Source organism: Myxococcus virescens (assembly GCF_900101905.1).
In the GTDB taxonomy this organism is placed as follows: domain Bacteria; phylum Myxococcota; class Myxococcia; order Myxococcales; family Myxococcaceae; genus Myxococcus; species Myxococcus virescens.
On sequence record NZ_FNAJ01000001.1, the window covers coordinates 1,201,990 to 1,221,908 of the forward strand.

18 protein-coding genes are annotated in these 19,919 nt (G+C 70.8%); 12 read left to right on the forward strand and 6 right to left on the reverse strand.

All coding sequences use genetic code 11. The features are described 5' to 3' along the window. Positions 1–4: 4 nt before the first annotated feature. The 3 genes from BLU09_RS04945 to BLU09_RS04955 are packed head-to-tail and all read right to left on the reverse strand — an operon-like array spanning position 5 to position 4,357. Complete coding sequence (locus BLU09_RS04945) at positions 5–1,225, reverse strand: extensin-like protein (protein WP_090486124.1); 1,221 nt, start codon at positions 1,223–1,225, stop codon at positions 5–7. Between the two features lie 5 nt (positions 1,226–1,230). Continuing rightward, complete coding sequence (locus BLU09_RS04950; protein ID WP_090486128.1) at positions 1,231–2,190, reverse strand: ParA family protein; 960 nt, start codon at positions 2,188–2,190, stop codon at positions 1,231–1,233. 40 nt (positions 2,191–2,230) lie between these two features. Further along, entirely contained in the window at positions 2,231–4,357 is a 2,127-nt protein-coding gene (locus BLU09_RS04955) for a HEAT repeat domain-containing protein (protein ID WP_244171417.1), read from the reverse strand. 421 nt (positions 4,358–4,778) lie between these two features. Between BLU09_RS04955 and BLU09_RS04960 the strand changes: the two genes are divergently transcribed. The 4 genes from BLU09_RS04960 (at position 4,779) to BLU09_RS04975 (ending at position 8,354) form a co-directional block, all read left to right on the forward strand. Then, positions 4,779–5,138: a helix-turn-helix transcriptional regulator gene (locus BLU09_RS04960; protein WP_026114223.1), complete on the forward strand. Its 360-nt coding sequence runs from the start codon at positions 4,779–4,781 to the stop codon at positions 5,136–5,138. Positions 5,139–5,283: 145 nt separating this feature from the next. Next, positions 5,284–6,183, forward strand: coding sequence for a fatty acid desaturase family protein (locus BLU09_RS04965; RefSeq protein WP_186817965.1), 900 nt, complete (start codon positions 5,284–5,286; stop codon positions 6,181–6,183). Positions 6,184–6,263: 80 nt separating this feature from the next. Continuing rightward, on the forward strand, positions 6,264–7,037 hold the full coding sequence (locus BLU09_RS04970) for a helix-turn-helix transcriptional regulator (protein WP_090486138.1): 774 nt from the start codon (positions 6,264–6,266) through the stop codon (positions 7,035–7,037). A gap of 306 nt (positions 7,038–7,343) precedes the next feature. Further along, entirely contained in the window at positions 7,344–8,354 is a 1,011-nt protein-coding gene (locus tag BLU09_RS04975; protein WP_090486143.1) for a hypothetical protein, read from the forward strand. 237 nt (positions 8,355–8,591) lie between these two features. Here the strand turns inward: BLU09_RS04975 and BLU09_RS04980 are convergent, their stop codons facing one another. Then, complete coding sequence (locus tag BLU09_RS04980) at positions 8,592–9,224, reverse strand: phospholipase D-like domain-containing protein (protein WP_090486147.1); 633 nt, start codon at positions 9,222–9,224, stop codon at positions 8,592–8,594. Between the two features lie 98 nt (positions 9,225–9,322). On the opposite strand from BLU09_RS04980, the gene BLU09_RS04985 reads away from it, so the two are divergent. From BLU09_RS04985 to BLU09_RS05005, 5 genes are all read left to right on the forward strand, one after another. Next, the gene (locus tag BLU09_RS04985) at positions 9,323–10,006 is read left to right on the forward strand and encodes a TetR/AcrR family transcriptional regulator (protein WP_090486150.1); all 684 of its coding nucleotides are present in this window, start codon (positions 9,323–9,325) and stop codon (positions 10,004–10,006) included. A 29-nt stretch (positions 10,007–10,035) separates the two neighbouring features. Then, complete coding sequence (locus BLU09_RS04990) at positions 10,036–11,487, forward strand: aldehyde dehydrogenase family protein (protein WP_090486152.1); 1,452 nt, start codon at positions 10,036–10,038, stop codon at positions 11,485–11,487. 38 nt (positions 11,488–11,525) lie between these two features. After that, positions 11,526–12,965, forward strand: coding sequence for an aldehyde dehydrogenase family protein (locus BLU09_RS04995; protein WP_090486156.1), 1,440 nt, complete (start codon positions 11,526–11,528; stop codon positions 12,963–12,965). A gap of 75 nt (positions 12,966–13,040) precedes the next feature. Further along, the gene (locus tag BLU09_RS05000) at positions 13,041–13,631 is read left to right on the forward strand and encodes a PH domain-containing protein (RefSeq protein ID WP_090486159.1); all 591 of its coding nucleotides are present in this window, start codon (positions 13,041–13,043) and stop codon (positions 13,629–13,631) included. After that, entirely contained in the window at positions 13,624–14,391 is a 768-nt protein-coding gene (locus tag BLU09_RS05005) for a PH domain-containing protein (protein ID WP_090486162.1), read from the forward strand. The genes BLU09_RS05000 and BLU09_RS05005 overlap by 8 nt, the downstream gene beginning before the upstream one ends. 51 nt (positions 14,392–14,442) lie before the next feature. Here the strand turns inward: BLU09_RS05005 and BLU09_RS05010 are convergent, their stop codons facing one another. Next, on the reverse strand, positions 14,443–16,065 hold the full coding sequence (locus tag BLU09_RS05010) for an ABC-F family ATP-binding cassette domain-containing protein (protein ID WP_090486165.1): 1,623 nt from the start codon (positions 16,063–16,065) through the stop codon (positions 14,443–14,445). 185 nt (positions 16,066–16,250) lie between these two features. On the opposite strand from BLU09_RS05010, the gene BLU09_RS05015 reads away from it, so the two are divergent. From BLU09_RS05015 to BLU09_RS05025, 3 genes are all read left to right on the forward strand, one after another. After that, positions 16,251–16,877, forward strand: coding sequence for a phenylalanine--tRNA ligase beta subunit-related protein (locus tag BLU09_RS05015; protein ID WP_090486171.1), 627 nt, complete (start codon positions 16,251–16,253; stop codon positions 16,875–16,877). A 50-nt stretch (positions 16,878–16,927) separates the two neighbouring features. After that, a complete protein-coding gene (locus BLU09_RS05020) occupies positions 16,928–17,704 on the forward strand; it encodes a DUF481 domain-containing protein (protein WP_090486174.1) in 777 nt (258 codons plus the stop codon). 146 nt (positions 17,705–17,850) lie between these two features. Further along, positions 17,851–18,189, forward strand: a complete 339-nt coding sequence (locus BLU09_RS05025; RefSeq protein ID WP_186817966.1) for a CBS domain-containing protein — start codon at positions 17,851–17,853, stop codon at positions 18,187–18,189. A 27-nt stretch (positions 18,190–18,216) separates the two neighbouring features. On the opposite strand, the gene BLU09_RS05030 is transcribed toward BLU09_RS05025, so the two are convergent. Next, complete coding sequence (locus tag BLU09_RS05030; protein ID WP_090486180.1) at positions 18,217–19,917, reverse strand: dihydroxyacetone kinase family protein; 1,701 nt, start codon at positions 19,915–19,917, stop codon at positions 18,217–18,219. Positions 19,918–19,919: the final 2 nt, after the last annotated feature.

Consider the following 19,919-nt stretch of genomic DNA (forward strand, 5'->3'; position numbering starts at 1 on the left):
GGCTTCAGCGCACCGTGGCCTGACTCAGGGCCCGGTGCACCGACTCCAGGGCCTTGCGCGCCTCGAGCAGCTCGGCGCGCTCGGCGGTGAGCGAGGCCACCTGCTGGGCCAGCACGTCGCGCTCTCCCTGGAGCGCTTCCACCGCGCGCTGCAGCGACATGGACTCGTCCTTGGCGGACTCCAGCTCACCGGCGAGCCGCTCCTCCTCGGCCAGGCTGTCCACCAGGGACTGCTTGCCGCGGGCGACCTCTTCTTCCAGGGCCTCGCGCTCCTTGGCAGCGGCCTGAAGCGCCTGCCGCGTCTCCTGGAGCGACAGCAGCGCCTCGTCGCGCTCGCCCTCCAGCGCGGACAGCTCGCGCTCCAGGTCGGCCAGCAGCTTCACCCGGCCCTCCATCTCCGAGGACAGGCGGCGCGCCTCGTCCATGCGCAGGCGGGCCTCTTCCGTGGCCTTCTCCGCCTGACGGCGCGACACCTCCAGGTCCTGCGTGAGGGAGAGGTTGAGCGCCTTCACCTTCACCAGCTCCGCCTGGAGGTGGGTGATGCGCTCCACGGCGCGCTGACCCGCCTCCGCCACGGTGGCGGGCAGCGGCTCCGGACGCGGATTCTCCCGCACCGCCTTGAGCCGGGCCTTCAGTCGCTCACGGCGGGCCGAGGAGTCCTGCCCGTCCTCGCGCGGCGGGGCCGGCCGCTGCACCTCCACCTCGGAGGGCGGCGCTTCGACACGGGCCACCGGCTCCGCGACGGTGGCGGTGACGTGCGGCATGGACACGGGAGCCGAGGCCTGCGTCATGGGGTGCGCCTCCGGAGGAGGACTGACGGCGTCGAAGTGCAGCGCCGGAGGCGGCGCCGCGAAGGTGACGGGCTCGGCGTGCGGCTCGGTGTCGAGCAACGCCTCCGCCTCTGCCTCCGGCGGAGCCCCGTACGTCACGGGCACGTCGGCGACCGCCTCGGGCTCCTGCGGCGGCTCCTCGTAGACGGGCGCGTCGTCCGGCTCGCGCAGGGCGGCGTCCATGGCCTGGGCGGCGCTGGGGCGCGGGCTGCGGGCGCGCTCGATGCGGGCGCGCACCTCGGCGGAGAGGTCGGGGGCCTCGGCGACGGGCTCGGGGGCCGCCTCGGCCTCGGGCTCGGGAGGCGTGGGCTCGACGGGGTCGACGAGGCCCGTCAGCGCGCCCAGGCGGAGGCGCGGCTTGGCGCGGGACACGTTCTGTTCAAAGGCTTTCTTCATGGTTCTCAGCCGGCCTGCTGGGTGCCCTTCGTCTGGGCGACGGCTGCCGCGGCCACCAGCCGGGGCAGGATGTTGTCAATCATGGCCTGGATGTCGTTGGCCCCCTTGGACGAGGGGTCCGCGACGAACACCGGCCGCCCCTCGCTGGAGGCCTGCGCGAACTTGGTGCACTGCCGGATGATGGTGGGCAGCAGGAACTCCGGATAGTGCGTCTGGAGCGCCTCCAGCGCCTCCTTCGCCAGCTTGAAGGTGGCGTTGAAGGAGTTGACCACGATGAAGACGTGGTCGAGCACGTGGTTCAGGTCCTCCTCCAGGCTCTGCACCGTTTCGAACAGCAGCTTGAGGCCGTGGAAGGACAGGAAGTCCGCGAGCACGGGGACGAACAAGTCGTTCGCCGCCATCAGCGCGTTGAGGTTGAGCAGGCCGAAGGACGGCGGCGCGTCGAAGACGACGACGTCGTACTGGGCCTCTACGTCCTTGAGGGCGTTGCGCAGCTTGAACTCGCGGCCGGCCATGGGCATCAGCGCGAGGTCCACCGTGGACATGGTCAGGTTGGACGGGACGAAGTCCAGGTTGGGCAGCGAGGACTTCTGGATGACCTTGGCCAGGGGCGTCTTGCGGACGAGGACGTCCAGGAGCGTCTTCTCGAAGTCCTCGCCCTCGTAGCCCAGGCACTTGGTGGCGTGGCCCTGGCTGTCGAGGTCGATGAGGAGCACCGCGTAGCCCAGCTCCGCCAGGCGCCAGGCGTAGGACGTGGACAGCGACGTCTTGCCGGTGCCGCCCTTGAAGTTCAGGAAGAGCTGGCGGCGGTGGCCCACCCGCGCCGGGAAACGGTCGAGCGTGGTGCGCAGCTCCCAGATGTCGTCCGGCGTGTAGGCGTCCTTCCGCGATTCCTCCGGAATCTGCTTCGGGGACACGCCGAGCATCTCGGCGACCTGCTTGGAGCTGTACGTCGGCGCTTCCATGGACGACCCTTCGAAAGACGTGCGGGACGGCTACCTTGCCTCAAGCGGCGAAGTATTTGTGCCCCCTTCGAATCACCGCTCCCCGTGCGGACAACAGAGTGAGCGCCTCCTGGGCGAGCTCCGAGGGCGCCGAGAGCGCGACCGCCAGCTCGACGAGCGAGCGGCCTCGGACGGCGACGCGGACCTCGGCCAGCATCTGCGTGCAGAGGACTTCCACCGGTGACGCACTGGGGCGCACGGGGGCCGCCGGACGGGACGGCTCCGCGGCGGCTGCGGGAACACGCGGCGCGGGGGCGGCCTGACCGGGCACCGCGCCCATGGCCACCAGGGCCGCTTGGACGGGGGACAGGCGAGCGGCCGGCACGCGCGGAGCCTGCGCGGGGCTGGACTGGCTTGGGGTGGCCTGCGGGGCTGGCGCGGGCGGACGCTGCACGGGGGCGGCGGCCTGTGGCGCGGGCGGACGCGGTGCGGAGACGGCGGTCTGCGGAACCGACGCGGGCGGACGCTGCACGGGAGCGGCGGCCTGTGGCGTCGGCGCGGGCGGACGCTGCACGGGAGCGGCGGCCTGTGGCGTCGGCGCGGGCGGACGCTGCACGGGAGCGGCGGCCTGCGGCGTCGGCGCGGGCGTCGGAGCCACCGGCGCTCCCACGGGGCCCGCTCGCCCCTGCACAGGCCCCACCGGACCCGCGCCCTGCACGAGGCCCACGGTGACGGCCTGCCGATTCGCGGCCCCCACGGCGACGACCGCATGAGCGGGCTGCTCGACCGCCGCCACCGGCGCCTGAGCCACCGCGGCCACAGCCACTGCCGGCGCGACCGCCTGCACCGAAGCCACCACCGGACGAGGCTGCTCCAGCCGCGCCCGCACGGGCTTCACGGGCAACGTCGCCAGCCGGCGAATCTCCCGGCGGCGGTGCGTCTCGTCCAGGTCCACCACCGCCGACACGTCCTGCCCCAGGATGCGCGACAGACTCTGCGCGGCGGCCTTGCGAACGCGCTGCTCACGGTCACCCAAGGCGCCCAGCAGCAGCGTGCGCGCGTTCTCCCCAGCGCCAGCTCCGAGCGCCAGCGCGGCCAGCGCGCGCGCCTCTGGATCCGCGTCGTGGATGGCTTCCTCGCCCAGCCGCCGCGCCGTCTCCCCTTCCAGGCCCAGCGCCAGCAGCGACGCGCGGCGGCGCACCGAGCGGTCCGGGTCCTTCATCGCCTGCGCCAGATGCGGCGCCGCGTCCTTCGGCGCCAGCGTCAGGAGCGCCTTGAGCGCCGCGATGCGCACCTCCGGCACCGGCGACGCGAGCAGCGGCGACACCACCGACGCGCCCTCTTCCTGGCACAGCGACGCGAACGCCTGGAGCAGCGCCACCTGCGCCGTCGGCTCTGTCTCCGCATGCAGCGCCGACGCCAGCGCGGGCGCGGCGGCCGGCTGTGACAGCGCCTTCAGGCGCTCCGCGGCACGCACCCGGGCCGCGCCATCCTGCGCGGACAGCTCGCGGATGGAGAACCCGAACAACGTCTCATCCGTCGGCCCGCCGAACCCCGCGTGCGAGGACAGCTCCGCGTGCTGCGCCGCGCTCACGCCCAACCGGCCCGCCTGCAGGAAGCGCTGCGCCTCACGCGCCACCGGTGACAGGCCGTCGTCCTCGACGACAGTGGCCACGGGCGGCTCGCTCACCGGCGCCGGCGTCACGGGGACACTGGCCGCCGTCTCACGCAGCGGCACCGGCGAGCGCCGCGTGGGGACCACCAGCCCGCGGGCCACCGGCCCCCCCTCACCGCGCAGCAGCACCTCGCTGCGAAGCTGGGAGATGAACGACGCCAGGTCGAGCCCCAGGTCGTCGTCCTCGTCGTCGCGCTCCTGGGCGGTGGCGCGGATGCGCCCCACGTCCAGCAGCTTGTCCATCATCTGGTTCCGCTCGCCGCGCAGGGCCTGGTTGAGCCGGGCCAGCTCCTCGCGTTCGGCCTGGAGCCGACCCACGCGGACCTCCAGCTCCGCGACCTCACGGCGCAGGCCCAGCTCGCGCTGGTGCGTCTCCGCGACCTCGCGCTTGAGGTGCTCCATCTCATCGCGCGTCGAAGCCAGCTCGCTGTGGAGCTGTTGGGCACGCGCCTCGAAGTAGACGATCTTTTCGAGTGCGCTCTTGAGCAGCGCGTCCGGACGCTCGTCGCTCACGACCTCAACAGCCTCCCCGCGAGGCACGCGGCGCGGCCTGCGGATCCGAGTCACCGGGGGTTTGCACCGGATTCCCGGTACCTACCGGGGGGCCCACCCTACGTCAGACGTCCTCACTTCGTAAACCACGGAAACACCAGGGCTTTTTTCAGCGCGTCCCGGGCAGTCATTGACAACGCCGCGCAGGCCGAATTTTCGGCTTCCGCGCGCACGAGCGGGCCGCGCGAGACACATCCGTCTCAAGGGGTTGAAGCGCTCGATTCCGGACGCTCCAGCAGGCCCTCCCGGAAGCCCCGGAATGTCAGACCCCACTCGTAATCTGTGTTCCACGAGGCAGCCAACGGCCGTCACTTCTCCCCGGAGCCTCTCCGCCTGGATGCGGGGGGACGAAGCCCTCTTTTCGACAGGTTTTCCGCACGCCATGGAACAACGACTGGCAACCCTCATTGGAAACGCGGTCCGCGCGGCGCGACAACGGCTGGAGCTGACCCAGGCCGACGTGGCCGAGCGCGTTGGCATCGCCACCGAGGTGTATGGCCGCCTGGAACGCGGCCACATGCTTCCCAGCGTCCGCACGTTGCGCAAGCTGTGCCTGGTGCTCAACTGCTCGTCGGACGTGCTCTTGGGAATGGCGGGCGTGGAAGGCGCGCCCACGCTGGCGGAGGACCCGCCGGAATACCGTGAGCGCCCGGAAGTCCGCCGGCTGCTGCGCACGGTGCGCAAGCTGGACGCACCGCGTCTTCGCCTGTTGGGGCAGGTGGCGAACGCGCTCGAGACGTAGCGATACAGCGGAGACCCGGCCGGGGCGGTGAAGACCCTGGCTGGGACCTGAAGGGTGGTGAGGGGCCGGACGGATTGCGCCCTGGCGCAAGCGCTTGGCGCGTGGAGTGAAGCAGCCGCTGCTGGGGGGGCGTACTGAATGCTTCATGACCCCCGCCCGCCCCCCGCCCCCTTCAGCCGACCTGCCGCAGCTCGCGGTTCATGCGTTGTGGTGGGGGTGGTTCCCAGCCTTCATCTGGAGCTGGGACGCGCTGCCCTGGGTGGGGCGGCTGGCCATGTGCCTGCTGGGCTGGGCCATCTGCTTCTGGAACTACGCCGTCCTGCACAACCACATGCACGTGTCCATCGCCCGGCCTCCACTGGCGCACTGGGTGGTGTCCCGTGCGCTGGGCATGGCGTGTGGGTTCCCCTACCGGGGCTACTTCATCCACCACTTCAACCACCACCGGTATGATGACGGCCCGGGCGACTGGGGCCGCCGCCGTCCCGGTGAGCGCGTCTTCCGCTACTGCCTGCGCTCGGCGCTGACGCCGTGGCTGTGGCCCTACGAGACGCTGGGCCAGGTCTGGCAGTGGGCGAAGAAGAAGAACCAGCGGCTGGAGCTGGCAGTGGATTTCCTGGTGGTGGACGGCGCGCTGCTGGCGGTCATCGTGTGGAAGCCCGCGCTGGGCCTGGCCTGGTGGGGGGTGCTGCTGGTGACGCAGTTCTGCATCCACTGGCTCAACCTGGCGGCCCACTTCGAAACGGACTCCGAGCAGAAGGACGCCCTGGGGACCACGTCCTATTCCGCCTTCTACAACCGGTGGTTCTTCAACGCGGGCTACCACCAGGCCCATCACCTGAAGCCGCAGGTGCCCTGGTACGAGCTTCCGGCCCTCACCGAAGAGCTCGCTCGGACGTCCAGGCTCCGTCCAGAGCTGACGACCGGGCTTTCCCCCATCAATCCGTTGTGGGTGGCACGGGTGGTGAAGCGCTATTCTGCCAAGCCGTGCGATCGGCAGACGGAGTCGAAGATTACCTCCGGGACCCCCACGGCCGTTACCTAGTCGGGGAGGGCTTCCTCCACTGGTACGCCTCGGAGGACCTGTGCGGCTTCATCCTCTGGGGACGTCCCGGAGAGGCCGAGGTGCGCCGGCTCGTCCAGGTGCTGGACGTGGAGTTGTCCCCCGCCAAGCCGCATGCCTCGCTGGTGGACGCGCGCCGGCTGGAGGCCGCGGACCCCATGGCCTTTGCCGCCCTGGTCAAATACATGCAGCCCCGCGAGAAGGACTTCAGCACCTCCGTGCTGAAACAGGCGCTGGTGCGGCCTGAAGGCGTGGTGGGCGCGGTGGTGGGCGGCTTCTACACGCTGCTGTCCGGGGCCTATCCCAGCCGGGCCTTCACCGCTCCCGACACCGCCCTTCAGTGGTTGGGGCAGCCGGAGGCCGAGGCCGCGGCGCTGCTGGCGGAGCTCAACGGACTGGTCGCGGAGGCCACCGGCCAGTCTCCCCTGTTGCGCGAGCTGCACCAGGTGATGCGGGGCCGGCTGCCGGAGGTGAATCTGTCGGACGTGGCCCGGGAGATGGGCATGTCCGAACGGACGCTGCAACGCCGGCTGAAGGAGGCCAGCACGTCCTTCCAGGCGGAGCTCAACGCGGTGCAGGTGCGCATGGCGCAGTCGCTGCTGCGCGAGTCGAACATGAAGCTCACCGCGGTGGCGGTGGAGGTGGGCTGCGCCTCGCTCCAGCACTTCAGCAGCCTCTTCCGCAAGCTGGTGGGCGAGTCCCCCAGCGCGTGGCGGGACCGGCAGAAGCAGCCGCAGGGCGACGGCACGCCACCACCCGCCGAGGCCCTGATGGAGGAAGTGGCCGGAGCCCCCAGCAAGGGCCCCGTCGCGGGCACGTCCGAAGTCCCGGAGTAGTCACACCCTGGAGCCGGGAAGCCGCTGGCTCCCGGCAATCCCTGCCAGTCACCACAGGCGCTCAACGTTCCCAAGCGTTGTCAGGCAGGAGCGCGCGATTCAGCGGGTGACGCGCAAGTCTTTGACACCTCGTGGGTGCGATACCTGGCACGCGAGACTCCGGGAGTTCCGATTCTCAGCGGACTTTCAGACTGATTCCCGCCCTTCATGGCGATTTGACAATATTTATCCACAAACACTACAAAAACATAGAACGCGACGCCCACCCTGCCGGCGCTTCCACCGCTGGCCTTGGAGCTGCTTCCCTTGACGCCCGGTCAATTACAGACAGCGCTGACGGACGCGATTCACCTGGCGCGGCAGGTGGACCTGCGCCAGTGCGAGCAGGAGGAGGCCCCGCGCCTCTTGCAGGAGTCCGTGCCGGCGCTGCGGAACGCCGTCCTCGCGGGGGCCCAGGCGCTGGGCGCCGTTCGCGCCCATTACGAAGAGGGTGAGGACCCGCCGGGCTTCGTGGGCGACACCCGGCGTCAGCGCATCGCGGACCTGGCGTTCATGGCGCGCCTGGACCTGGGCGAACGGCTGGAGCGGCTGGGGGCGATGACGGCCTCCGAGGCGCCCTGGAACATCATCGCCACGTGCGGCAGCGCCCGGCGCCGCCTCTTCAAGTGCGCCGCCGCGGTGGAGCGCGCGTTGTGCGCGCACGAGGGGCTGACGCCCCGGCTGGAAGGACTCCTCACCCAGGAGCTGGAGCGGTCGCTGAAGGTGCGTCAGGCCTACGTGCTGTTCCGCCGGGGGCTGCTCACGCGCGCGGAGCCCACGGCGCCGTGGCTGGCGCCCGTGCTGCGCCGGGCCGCGGTGTGCTTCTCCGAGCTGACGGGCCGGGAAATCTACGAGGACCTGCGCATCGAGGACCGCACCGAGCTGCGGCGACTCCAGGCGGCGGTGCTGGACTGGCTGCGCGGGCAGGATGGCCATGACGCCGTGTCCGGCCGGAGGCTGTGGCAGGACATCGCGGTGTTCGCCGAGCTGCTCACGCAGGTGAACCTCCGCCCCGAGCTGCGCGAGCACGACCAGGCGCTGCTGGGCTCACTCCTGCTCAGCCTGGAGCTGGACCCTTCGCTGAGCGCCGAGCGGCTGGCGGAGCTCGCCCGTCCCCTGTTGGGCGTGGACGACCTGCTGGACGACTGCATCGAGAATCCCACCGCCGTGGAGCGCGCGGAGTGGCGGGAGACCCTGGAGCGGCTCGCCACGGGCCTCCTGGGCGAACACGGCGCGGTGCCTCCTCTGGAAGAGGAGGCCCTGGCCGCCCCCCGGTGAAAGCCGTCCCCCGGCATCGAGCGCCGTGATTCAGCGCCAGGGACCTGGGCGCTGGCCATGGCCCTCGCGGGGTGCTGGCGAAGCGCTCTTTCGATTTGCCCTGGCGGCGTGCCAGAAGCTGGAGTCCGTGTGAGCCTGCGCGCCAGCGGCGGCGCCGCAGCTCGCGTTGCGACTCCAACTCGGGGGCGAAGTGGCGGAGAGGGTGGCCGGGCGCGCCCTCCGCGCCGTGTGGCCCACCTAGCGCTTGGCGGCCTTCGCGCCCCGCTGGAGACGGCGCGCCTTGCCCAGTCGTGGGGCATCCGCGCGAGGACGGCGCGGCGTGGGCGCTCGCTTGCCCGCGGGCAGAATGGGGTCGGGACACACCGCGCGGAGCTTGCATGCCTTGCACTCGGCGCCGCTCCACACCGCTTCGTAGAGCGCCGTCACCCGGTCGATGACGTCGAAGTCCTCGGTGACGAAGCCCAGCTCGAAGTTGCGCGCGGAGTCGCCCTTGGCGCCCAGCCCCGCGCCGGTGAGGTTGGCGCTGCCCAGGTATGCCCACGCGCCATCTACCACCACCGCCTTGAAGTGCACGCGCGGGCAGACCTTGAGCGACAAGCCCCCCGCCACCAGCCGCGCCTGCCGGTCGAAGGCGGCGCGAAAGGGCCGGCTCGGCAGCTCCGCGTGCAACAGCCGCAGCGCCACTCCGCGCGCGGCGAGCGTGTCCAGCACGTCCACCAGCGGGACGAAACGGCCGCCGTGCTCCACGAACATCGCCTTCACGTTGGCCGTGGCCATCCACACCGACTCCCGGGCGTGGAGCAGCTTCTCCAACACCACCTCCCGGTACAGCGCGCTGCCCGACAGGAGCTCCGCCTCGATGGGACGCATGGGACACACTCCAACACACACGCCCTCACCCCGCCACCTGGCGGACAAATGACCTCCAGTCACTTGACGAATGACCGAGGGTCATTCATCCATGAGCCATGGCCAGCACCTCAGCGGCGAAGGCGAATCGGGCCCTGCCCCAGCGAGCTCGGAAGGACGAGGACAAGGAAGCGCGGCGGCAGCTCATCCTGGATGAGGCGCTGGCCCTGTATCAGGCGACGTCCTACGCCGAGGTGAAGATGGCGGACGTGGCCGGCCGGGCGATGCTGGCCAAGGGCACGGTGTTCCTCTACTTCCCCACGAAGGAGGCGCTGTTCCTGGCGCTGCTGGAGGACCTGCTCTTCGCGTGGTTCGCCCGGCTGGACGGGCTGCTGGCGGAGGACACGTCGGCCTGGACGGGGCCCCGGCTGGCGCGCACGGTGGCCGAGTCGCTGGAGGGCGAGGAGGCCCTGACGCGGCTGCTCGCGCTGCTGCAGACGGTGCTGGAGCAGAACGTGACGGCCGAGCAGCTCCGCCCGTTCAAGGAGCGGCTGCTGGCGGCGCTGCTCCGCGCGGGCACACGGGTGGAGCAGCGGCTGCCCTTCCTCCATGCCGGAGAAGGCCCGCGCTTCTTCATCCACCTGCACGCGCTGGTGACGGGCCTCCGGCAGATGGCGGACGTGGCGCCGGTGGCGCGCGAGGTGCTGGAGGCACTGCCCCACCTGGCGCCGCTGCGCGTCGACTTCACCGCCGAGCTGACGACGGCCCTCACCACCCTTCTTCGCGGATTGGAGTCCCGCTGAGGCTCCTTTCCCACCCCCTGGAGAACCCCATGCTCGAAGCAACGTCTCAAGCCAGCACGCAGCCCACCGCCGACACCGAGCGCATCCGCGCGGTGTTCGAAGCCCAGCGCGCGCACCGCTGGACGATGTCCCGCACCACGGCCGCCGAACGCATCGCCCGGCTGAAGCGGCTGCGCGAAGCCATCATCGCCCGCCGCGCGGAGCTGGCGGACGCCATCCACGCGGACTTCCGCAAGCCCGCGGTGGAGGTGGAGCTGACGGAGCTGCACCCCACGCTGGAGGAGCTGAACCACACGGTGCGGCACCTCAAGTCGTGGATGAAGCCCATGCGGGTGGGCACGCCGATGCTGCTGGCGGGCTCGTCCAGCCACGTGCGCTACGAGGCGCGCGGCACGGTGCTGCTGCTGTCGCCGTGGAACTACCCCTTCAACCTGCTGGTGTCGCCGCTGGTGGCCGCCATCGCCGCGGGCAACACCGTCATCTGCAAGCCCAGCGAGAAGACGCCGCACACCTCGCGCTTCCTGGCGCGGCTGGTGAAGGACGTGTTTCCCAAGAACGAGGTGGCGCTGTTCGAAGGCGGCGCGGAGACGGCGGAGGCGCTGCTGGAGCTGCCCTTCGACCACATCTTCTTCACCGGCAACACGCGCATCGGCCGCAAGGTGATGGAGGCCGCGGCGAAGCACCTGGCCAGCGTGACGCTGGAGCTGGGTGGCAAGTCGCCCGTCATCGTCGATGAAACGGCGGATGTCGCCGCCGCCGCCGAGCGCCTGTGCTGGGGCAAGTTCGTCAACGGCGGCCAGACGTGCGTGGCGCCGGACTACGTGTTCGTGCACGCGTCGAAGGAGCGGGCGTTCCTGGACGCGCTCAAGGCGTCCATCACGCGCTTCTACGGCGATACCGAGCAGGAGCGGCAGGCGAGCCCTGACCTGACGCGGCTGGTGGACCCGGTGGCGTGGCGGCGGGTGAAGGACCTGCTCGAACGCTCGGTGGCTGCGGGAGCGAAGCTGGAGGTGGGCGGGGAGACGGACGAGCCCTCGCGCTACATCGCGCCCACCGTGCTGTCCGGCGTGACGGCGGAGAGCCCGGTGATGGAGGGCGAGATTTTCGGACCGGTGCTGCCGGTGCTCACCTTCCAGTCCCGTGAAGAGGTCTACGCGCACATCCGCGCGGGCGGGAAGCCTTTGGCCCTCTACGTGTTCAGCCAGGACAAGCGGGCGGTGGAAGACATCTTCCAGAACACCACGTCGGGTGGCGCGGTGGTGAACAACGTGCTCGTCCACCTCGCGAACCCCAACCTCCCGTTCGGCGGGGTTGGCACCAGTGGCCTGGGGAACTACCACGGCCATTTCGGCTTCAAGACGTTCAGCCATGAGCGGGCAGTGATGGTTCAGTGGATGAAGTCGCTGGCTTCGGTGTTCTTCCCGCCGTATCGCGGGAAGGCGCAGGAATTGGCCTCCCGCGCGACCCGGCTGATGGAGTAGGCAACCCAGGCCGGGGCACCTCCGGAAGGAGCCGGGCGATGCGCGTGGTGAAGTTGGAAGAAGCACGGATGCCGGACGGTGTGCAGGAGGCGTTCGACCGCCTCCATGCGCATCGCTGGGAGGTGGCGCGCCGCGGCATGAAGGAACGGCTGGCCCGGCTGGAGCAGCTCAAGACGCTGCTCGTCGCCCGGCGCGAGGCCCTGGCCGAGGCGCTCCACGCCGACTTCCGCAAGCCGCGCGCGGAGGTGGAGGCCACCGAGGTCCTCCCCGTCCTGATGGAGTTGGCCTCCATCCAGAAGCACCTCAAGACGTGGATGAAGCCCCGGAAGGTCTCCACGCCCCTGCTGCTCACCGGCACGTCCAGCCTGGTGCAGTACGAGCCCCGGGGCGTGGTGCTGGTGATGGCCCCGTGGAACTACCCCTTCCACCTGCTGGTGTCGCCGCTGGTCGCTGCGGTGGCCGCGGGCAACGCCGTCCTGTGCAAGCCCAGTGAGAAGACGCCCAACACGGCGCGCTTCATCGCGGAGCTGGTGAAGGATGTCTTTCCCCCAGAAGAGGTCGCGGTGGTGGAGGGCGGCCCGGAGGTGGGCGAGGCGCTGCTGCGGCTGCCCTTCGACCACTTCTTCTTCACCGGCGGGGCCCGCGTGGGCCGGCGGGTGATGGAGGCCGCGGCGAAGCACCTGGCCAGCGTGACGTTGGAGCTGGGTGGCAAGTCGCCCGTCATCGTCGATGAGACGGCGGATGTCGCCGCCGCCGCCGAGCGCGTGGTGTGGGGCAAGTTCCTCAACGGCGGACAGACGTGCATCGCCCCCGACCACGTCTGGGTCCACGCGTCGAAGGAAGAGGCGCTGCTGGAGGCGATGAAGGAGGCCCTGGAGCGCTTCTACGGCCGCACCGAGGAGGCGCGCCGCGCGAGCCTGGACCTGTGCCGCATGGTGGATGACAGCGCCTTCACGCGGGTGCGCCAGTTGATGGACCGCACCGTGGAGGCCGGCGCGCGCGTGGTGGTGGGCGGCGGCGTGGGAGCGGAGTCGCGTTACATCGCGCCCACGGTGCTCGCGGACGTGACGCCGGACGCGCCCATCATGGCCGAGGAGATTTTCGGACCGGTGCTGCCGGTGCTGCGCTTCGAGTCCCTGGACGAAGTGGTGTCGCACGTGCGCGAGGACGGCAAGCCCCTGGCGCTCTACGTGTTCAGCAACGACGAGGCCACGGTGGAGCGGCTGCTGCGGGAGACTCGCGCGGGCGGCACGTGCATCAACACGGTGGTGCTGCACAACGTGAATCCGAACCTGCCCTTCGGCGGCGTGGGCGCCAGCGGCGTGGGCGCGTATCACGGCGAGACGGGCTTCCGGACCTTCAGCCACGAGCGCGCGGTGCTGCGCCAGGGGCGCACGTCCCTGGTCCACCTGTTCTTCCCGCCCTTCACGGGCAAGGCGCAGAAGCTGGCGCGGCTGGCGGGGCGGTTGTTCGAATAGGCGTGAAATGAGAGATGCTCCGGTCCGTAATGCCTGAGACCTCTCTCGCGAAAGACGCCTGCTGGTGAGCCGCACATGACAGACCCGGGGTCGCCTTCCCCTCTGACGGTGGTCCCCGGTGGTGACGGGGGCTTCCTGTCGCGCCTGCCCACGGTGCTGCAACCGCACCGCAGCCTGCTCACCTACTACCTCGTCAGCGCGCTGCTGGCCGGGCCCGGCTTCCCCATCCTCGGGCTCATCCGCTACTTCAAGTACCAGACGCTGCGCTACACGCTGGACGACGAAGGCATCACCGTCCGCTGGGGCATCCTCTTCCGGCGGGAGGTGTCCCTCACCTACGCGCGCATCCAGGACATCCACCTGTCCAGCAACCTGGTGGAACGCTGGCTGGGGCTGGCGCGCATCCAAATCCAGACGGCGAGCGGCAACTCTCAGGCGGAAATCACCATCGAAGGTGTGCCCGACTTCGGAGCCATGCGGGACTTCCTCTATTCGAAGATGCGGGGAAGCCGGGAGCGCGCAGTGCCCACGCAGGGGAGCGCACGCGCCATGCCCGCCGGTGACCATGACGCGCTGGCGGCCACGCTCCGCGAGATTGCCGAGGAGGTGCGCGCCCTGCGGCTCAGCCTGGACAGCGGCGCCACGCGGGAGAAGCAGGATGTCTGACGCCGCGCCTGCCTGGCTCCTGCGCCTGCTGAAGGTGCCCCCCGCGCCGCACATCCCCGAAGGCGCGGCGGTTCGCGTGTTCCGCGCCGCCCCGGCCCATCGCCAGCTCCAGTTGCTCCGTTGGGGCCTGCGGCAGGCCGGCGTCGTGGTGGGCCTGATTTTCACCTGGGTGGCGGTGAAGAACCGGTTCGTCCCGCACCTGCCCTACGCGCACGCGGACACGGTCTTCTTCGTCTTCGAGATGTTCGCCTGGCTCGCGTTCGCCGTGCAGGCCCCCATCACCTTCCTGGTGGCGTGGCTCGACTACGAGTACCGCTGGTACATCCTCTCCGACCGCAGCCTGCGCATCCGGGAAGGGCTCGTCTCCATCCAGGAGAAGACGATGACCTTCGCCAACATCCAGCAGGTCTCCATCCGGCAGAACCCGCTCCAACGGCTGTTCGGTATCGCCGACGTGAAGGTGGAGACGGCGGGCGGAGGCAGCAAGCGCGGCGCGCAGGACGCGGACGCCTCACACACGGAAGGACTGCACGAGGCCCACTTCCGGGGCGTGGACAATCCGGAGGAGATTCGCGACGTCATCATGGCGCGGGTGCGCATGCACCGGGACGCCGGATTGGGCGAGCCGCAGCATCCCGAGCCGGCGCTGCCCGCGCCCGTGGCCTCCTCGGCCGCGACGCTGGGCGCGGCGAAGGAGCTGCTGGGTGAGATGCGGGCGCTGCGAAGCGCCCTGACGGCCCAGGGCCGCGTGGAGCCCTGAGCCGCCGTGAAGCGCGATGTGCCCGGCGGACGCCGGGCCCCTCGCGGTGCTTCAGCTCCGCAGACCGGGCGCTTCCTGGCCGGTGCGCGCGACGTACTCCGTGTAACCACCGCCGTACTGGTGGATGCCCTCGGGCGTCAGCTCCAGCACGCGGTTGGACAGCGCGGCCAGGAAGTGACGGTCGTGGGAGACGAACAGCATCGTCCCCTCGTAGCGGGAGAGCGCCGTAATCAGCATCTCCTTCGTGGCCATGTCCAGGTGGTTGGTGGGCTCGTCCAGCACCAGGAAGTTCGGCGGGTCGAAGAGCATCTTCGCCATGACGAGCCGGGCCTTCTCACCACCGGACAGCACGCGGCACTTCTTCTCCACCTCGTCGCCGGAGAAGCCGAAGCAGCCGGCCAGCGCCCGCAGCGAGCCCTGACCCGCGCGGGGGAAGGCGTCCTCCAGCGACTGGAACACCGTCCGCTCGCCATCCAGCAGGTCCATGGCGTGCTGCGCGAAGTAACCCATCTTCACGCTGCCACCCAGCGCCACGTTGCCCGTGTCCGGCTGCGTGGAGCCCGTCACCAGCTTCAGCAGCGTGGACTTGCCCGCGCCGTTGACGCCCATGACGGCCCAGCGCTCCGTGCGGCGCACCAGGAAGTCCAGCCCCTCGTAGATGATGCGGCTGCCGTAGGCCTTGTGAACGCCCTTCAGGCTCACCACGTCGTCGCCCGAGCGCGGCGCCGGCTGGAACTCGAAGAGCACCGTCTGGCGCCGCTTGGGCGGCTCCACGCGCTCAATCTTCTCCAGCTTCTTCACCCGGCTCTGCACCTGCGCGGCGTGCGAGGCGCGCGCCTTGAAGCGCTCGATGAACTTCAGCTCCTTGGCGAGCATGGCCTGCTGGCGCTCGAACTGCGCCTGCTGCTGCTTCTCGTTCATCGCCCGCTGCTGCTCGTAGAACTCGTAGTTGCCGGTGTACGTCGACAGCGAGCCGCCGTCGATCTCCACCACCTTGTTCACGATGCGGTTCATGAACTCGCGGTCGTGCGACGTCATCAGCAGCGCGCCGTCGTAGTTCTTGAGGAACTCCTCCAGCCAGATGAGGCTCTCGATGTCGAGGTGGTTGCTCGGCTCGTCGAGCAGCATCGCGTCCGGACGCATCAGGAGGATGCGGGCCAGCGCCACGCGCATCTTCCAACCGCCCGACAGCGCGCCCACGTCGCCGTCCATCATCTCCTGGGTGAAGCCCAGGCCCGCGAGAATCTCCCGCGCGCGGCCTTCCAGCGCGTAGCCGCCCAGCTCCTCGAAGCGCCCCTGGACCAGGCCGTAGCGCTCCACGAGCTTGTCCATGTTGTCCGCCTGGTCCGGGTCGGCCATGGCGGCCTCCAGCTCCTTCAGCTCGGCGGCCACCGTGCTCACCGGGCCCGCGCCGTCCATCACCTCGGCGGCGGCGCTGCGGCCCTCCATCTCACCCACGTCCTGGCTGAAGTAGCCAATGGTGACGCCCCGGTCGACCGCGACCTGGCCCTCGTCGGGGTGCTCCTGGCTGGTAATCATCCGGAACAGCGTCGTCTTGCCGGCCCCGTTGGGTCCGACGAGGCCCACCTTCTCCCCCTTGTGGAGCGCCGCGGAGGCCTCGATGAAGAGAATCTGCTGGCCGTTCTGCTTGCTGATGTTGTCGAGACGAATCATGTGCGTGCGGGGGGCCCGGAAGCGGGTGCGGCGCCCTTATGCCACGTAGCCCGCCCCGGAAAGAATGTTCCGAACCCCTGGAAAGCGACTTCTCTTGCATGGGAGCGGACAGGCGGGGGAGCCCCCGGTCCCAGGCTGGAAGTGGGACCTGCCCCCACTCGCGCCATGGCATACACTGCCGCGCCGTGCTGACCGTCGACGCCCACCCCTCCCTGGACACCCTGGCCTTCACCACCACCTTCCCCGGGCCGCTGGGCGGACTGCCCTCCCCGGAGTGGCTGGTGGCCCTGCTGAAGCCCGGCGCCACCGCGCCCCTGTCCAGCGACGACACCGTGCGCGGCGCCATCCGCGACATGCTCCGCCACGGCGGCTACAAGCCCACCGGGCGTGGCAAGCCCGCGTCGGAGTACCTGGTGCGTGCCTCGGGTGACGGCTCGCTGGGCGCCATCAACCTGGCCGTGGATGCCTGCAACGCGGTGTCCCTGCACAGCGGCCTGCCCATCAGCGTGGTGGACCTGGACCGGGCCACCGCCCCCTTCCGCGTGGGCGTGGCCCCGGAGGGCGCGCAGTACGTCTTCAACGCGTCCGGGCAGAGCATCGACCTGGCGGGCCTGCTGTGCCTCTTCGACGCGGAGGGCCCGTGCGCCAACGCCGTCAAGGACGCGCAGCGCACCAAGACGAACGCGGACACCCGCCGCACCCTCACCGTGCTCTGGGGCGCCAAGGCCCTGGGCGAGCGGACCGCGCGCGCCTTCGACTGGTATCGGGAGCTGCTGGAGCGCGCGGGGGCCACGGTGGAGCGCCTGCCCTGAGAGGCACGGGGGCCCTTGAAACATGCCGGCCGACGGGGCAGACCCGGACCATGGCGGGACGGAAATCCAGCAGGTGGGTGCTGCTGCTCGTGTGGCTTCATGCGGCGAGCGCGGCGGCGCAGATCGTCAACGTCCAGGCGCTGTTCGACGAGAACACGGGACCGGGGCGCTCGGCGGCCGTGGACCTGGGCGCGGACTGGCGCACGGGCAGCACCGACCTCTTCAGCGTGCGCGGCGCCCTGCTGGGCCAGTGGCGCAGCGAGACGCACACCTGGCTGGCCGTCCTCCGGGGGGAGTACGCCTTCGCCGCCGATGAGGTCATCGTCAGCAAGGTCATGGAGCACGTCCGCTACCGCTACGGATTCACGGAGCGGCTCTCCGGCGAGGTGTTCCTCCAACACGAGTTCGACAAGTTCCGCCGCATCCAGTTCCGGGCCCTGCTGGGCGCGGGGCCCCGGGTGAGGGTGCTGACCGACAAGAAGGCCACGCTGGTGGTGGGGCTCGCGCTGATGCTGGAGCACGAGCGCATCCGCCGGGATTCCGAACCGGATGCCGGGGAGTTCCGCACCGACCCGCGCCTGTCCAGCTACGTGCTGGGGCGGCTGGAGTTCATGGAGAACGTCTTCCTGGTGCAGACGCTCTACGCCCAGCCCCGCGTGACGAACCCCGCCGACATCCGCCTGCTCAACGACACCATCTTCGAGGTGAAGCCCAACGAACGCCTCTCGGTGGGCATCGGCTTCAACCTCACCTTCGACAACTCTCCGCCCCTGGGCGTGCCCAAGCTCGACACCCAGCTGCGGACCTCGGTGGGCATCCGGCTGTAGCCGCCTTCGTCCCACGAAGTGTGTCACCCGGGCGACAGGAGCCAGCCCTCGCCTGCCTCTCCGCCCACACCCGGCAACGCCCCAGTTGTTGGCAACTGTCTTGCTACGGTGCCTCGCAGGGCAACAACAGGGTGGCGAGGCCGGCGATGACGGAACTGTACGTGGAGCGCGAGGACACGGTGGCGAAGGCAGTGACGCTCTTCCCCAAGGACACGGTGGTGAGGGCGCTGTCACTGATGCAGCGGTATGGCCTGAGCCGGCTGCCGGTGGTGGACGACGTGCACGGCGAGCTCATCGGCGACGTGACGGCCGACGACCTCACCCGGGTCTGGCAGCACGCGCCGCTGGCCTGTATGTCGGAAATTCTTTCACTGAAATCCCTGCGGGTTGAAGACTTGGAGGACGCCACCCGTTGGGGGCCGCGCCTCACCCTGGTCTCCCCCCTGATGGACGTGTACCAGACCAGCAAACGCTGGGTGCAGTAGGCCGGAAGGCCCGCATCCCGACGGCGCTCAGCCGATGCCAGGCGTGAGCGCCTTCATCCACACCACCACGGCCGCGGCGCCCGCGTCCGGCACACCGACGGCGCGCGCCCCCAGGTAGCTGGCGCGTCCCAGGCGTGGCTGCATCCGGGACGTCGCATCCTCTCCCGCCTCGGCCGCGTGCACCGCCGAGGCCCAGGCCTCGCGAGCCCCCTGTCCGTCCCGCACCGCCTTCGCGAAGGCGTCGGCGGCGGGCCGGAGCGCATCGAGCATGGTGCGGTCCCCAGGCCGCGCGCCGCCCAGCTCCGATACGGCGGTGACGGCCAGGTCGAAGGCCTCGGCCCATGCGGCGGCATCCGCGGGCCCTTCCGCCAGCCTGCGCGCGGCGCGCAGCAGCGCCGTCGCGTAGAAGGGCCCCGAGCTGCCGCCAATGCTGCGCCGCAGGGCATTGCCAATGGCCGTCAGCGCGCGCGCGGGGCTCGTCCACGCGTCCTCCGGGAGGGCGCGAATCGCCTCGGCGCCCCGCACCAGACTGAGGCCCAGGTCACCGTCGCCCGCGGCGCTGTCGAGCGCGGTCAGCCGGGGCTCCGACTGCTCGAACGCGTCCGCCACCCGCAAGGCGGCCTTCCGGAAGCGGTCCATCCCCGGTTGCGGCGCCTCCGCCGGAAGCGATGCCGGAGACGCCGTGGACGAAGGCCGGTACACCCCCGGCTCCTTCGGCAGCCGTCCCGCGCCGGGCCACGCGGGCGCATCCGCCGCCGCATCCAGGCGGGCCAGCCGCGCGTCGTCCACCTTCAGCAGCGTCAATGAGCAGCCGGGCATCTCCAGCGCGGAGAGGAACGTCCCGCTCCACGCGCGCTCCACGCGGATGCCGCCCTGGCGCAGCGCGGCCAGCGCGCGCCGGGCGACGATGGCCAGCTCCATGGGCGGCGTGCCGCCCAGTCCGTTGACGAGCAGCACCACCCTGTCTCCCGAGCTGATGCGCCGGTCCTCGACGATGGTGGTGAGCAGCGTGTCCACCAGGCTGTCCGCCGTCTGCATCGGCACGCGCCGCACGCCCTGCTCGCCGTGGATGCCCAGGCCCAGCTCGATTTCGTCCTCCTCCAAGGTGAAGCCCGGCTTGCCCGCCGCGGGCACGGTGCAGGGCCCCAGGGCCACGCCCATGGTGCCCAGCGCCTCCGCCGCCGCGGTGGCCTCGCGGAGGACGTCCTGGAGCGCCGCGCCCGCCGCGGCCGCCGCGCCCGCGACCTTGTGGACCAGCACCGTGCCAGCGATGCCCCGGCGCCGCGCGGGCTCCACCGTGTCGTGCAGGGACACGTCGTCCGCCACCACCACCGTCTCCACGGGGATGCCCTCGGCGCGCGCCAGCTCGGCAGCAAGCCCGAAGTTGAGCCGGTCCCCCGTGTAGTTCTTCACGACGAGCAGCGCGCCCGCGGGCCCCGCGACGGCGCGGATGGCGGCCAGCACGGCATCGGTGCTGGGCGAGGTGAAGACGTCACCGGCCACCGCCGCGTCCAGCATGCCCGCGCCCACGTAGCCCGCGTGCGCCGGCTCATGGCCGCTGCCGCCGCCGGAGATGACAGCCACCTTGCGCGCGCGGACGTCGGAAGGCGTGTCGGCGCGGAGCACCACTGACTCCCCCTCCAGCAGCACCTGCCCGGGGGCGAGCGAGACCAACCCCTCCAGCATCTCCCGCACCACCGCGCGAGGGGCGTTGACCAGCTTCTTCATGA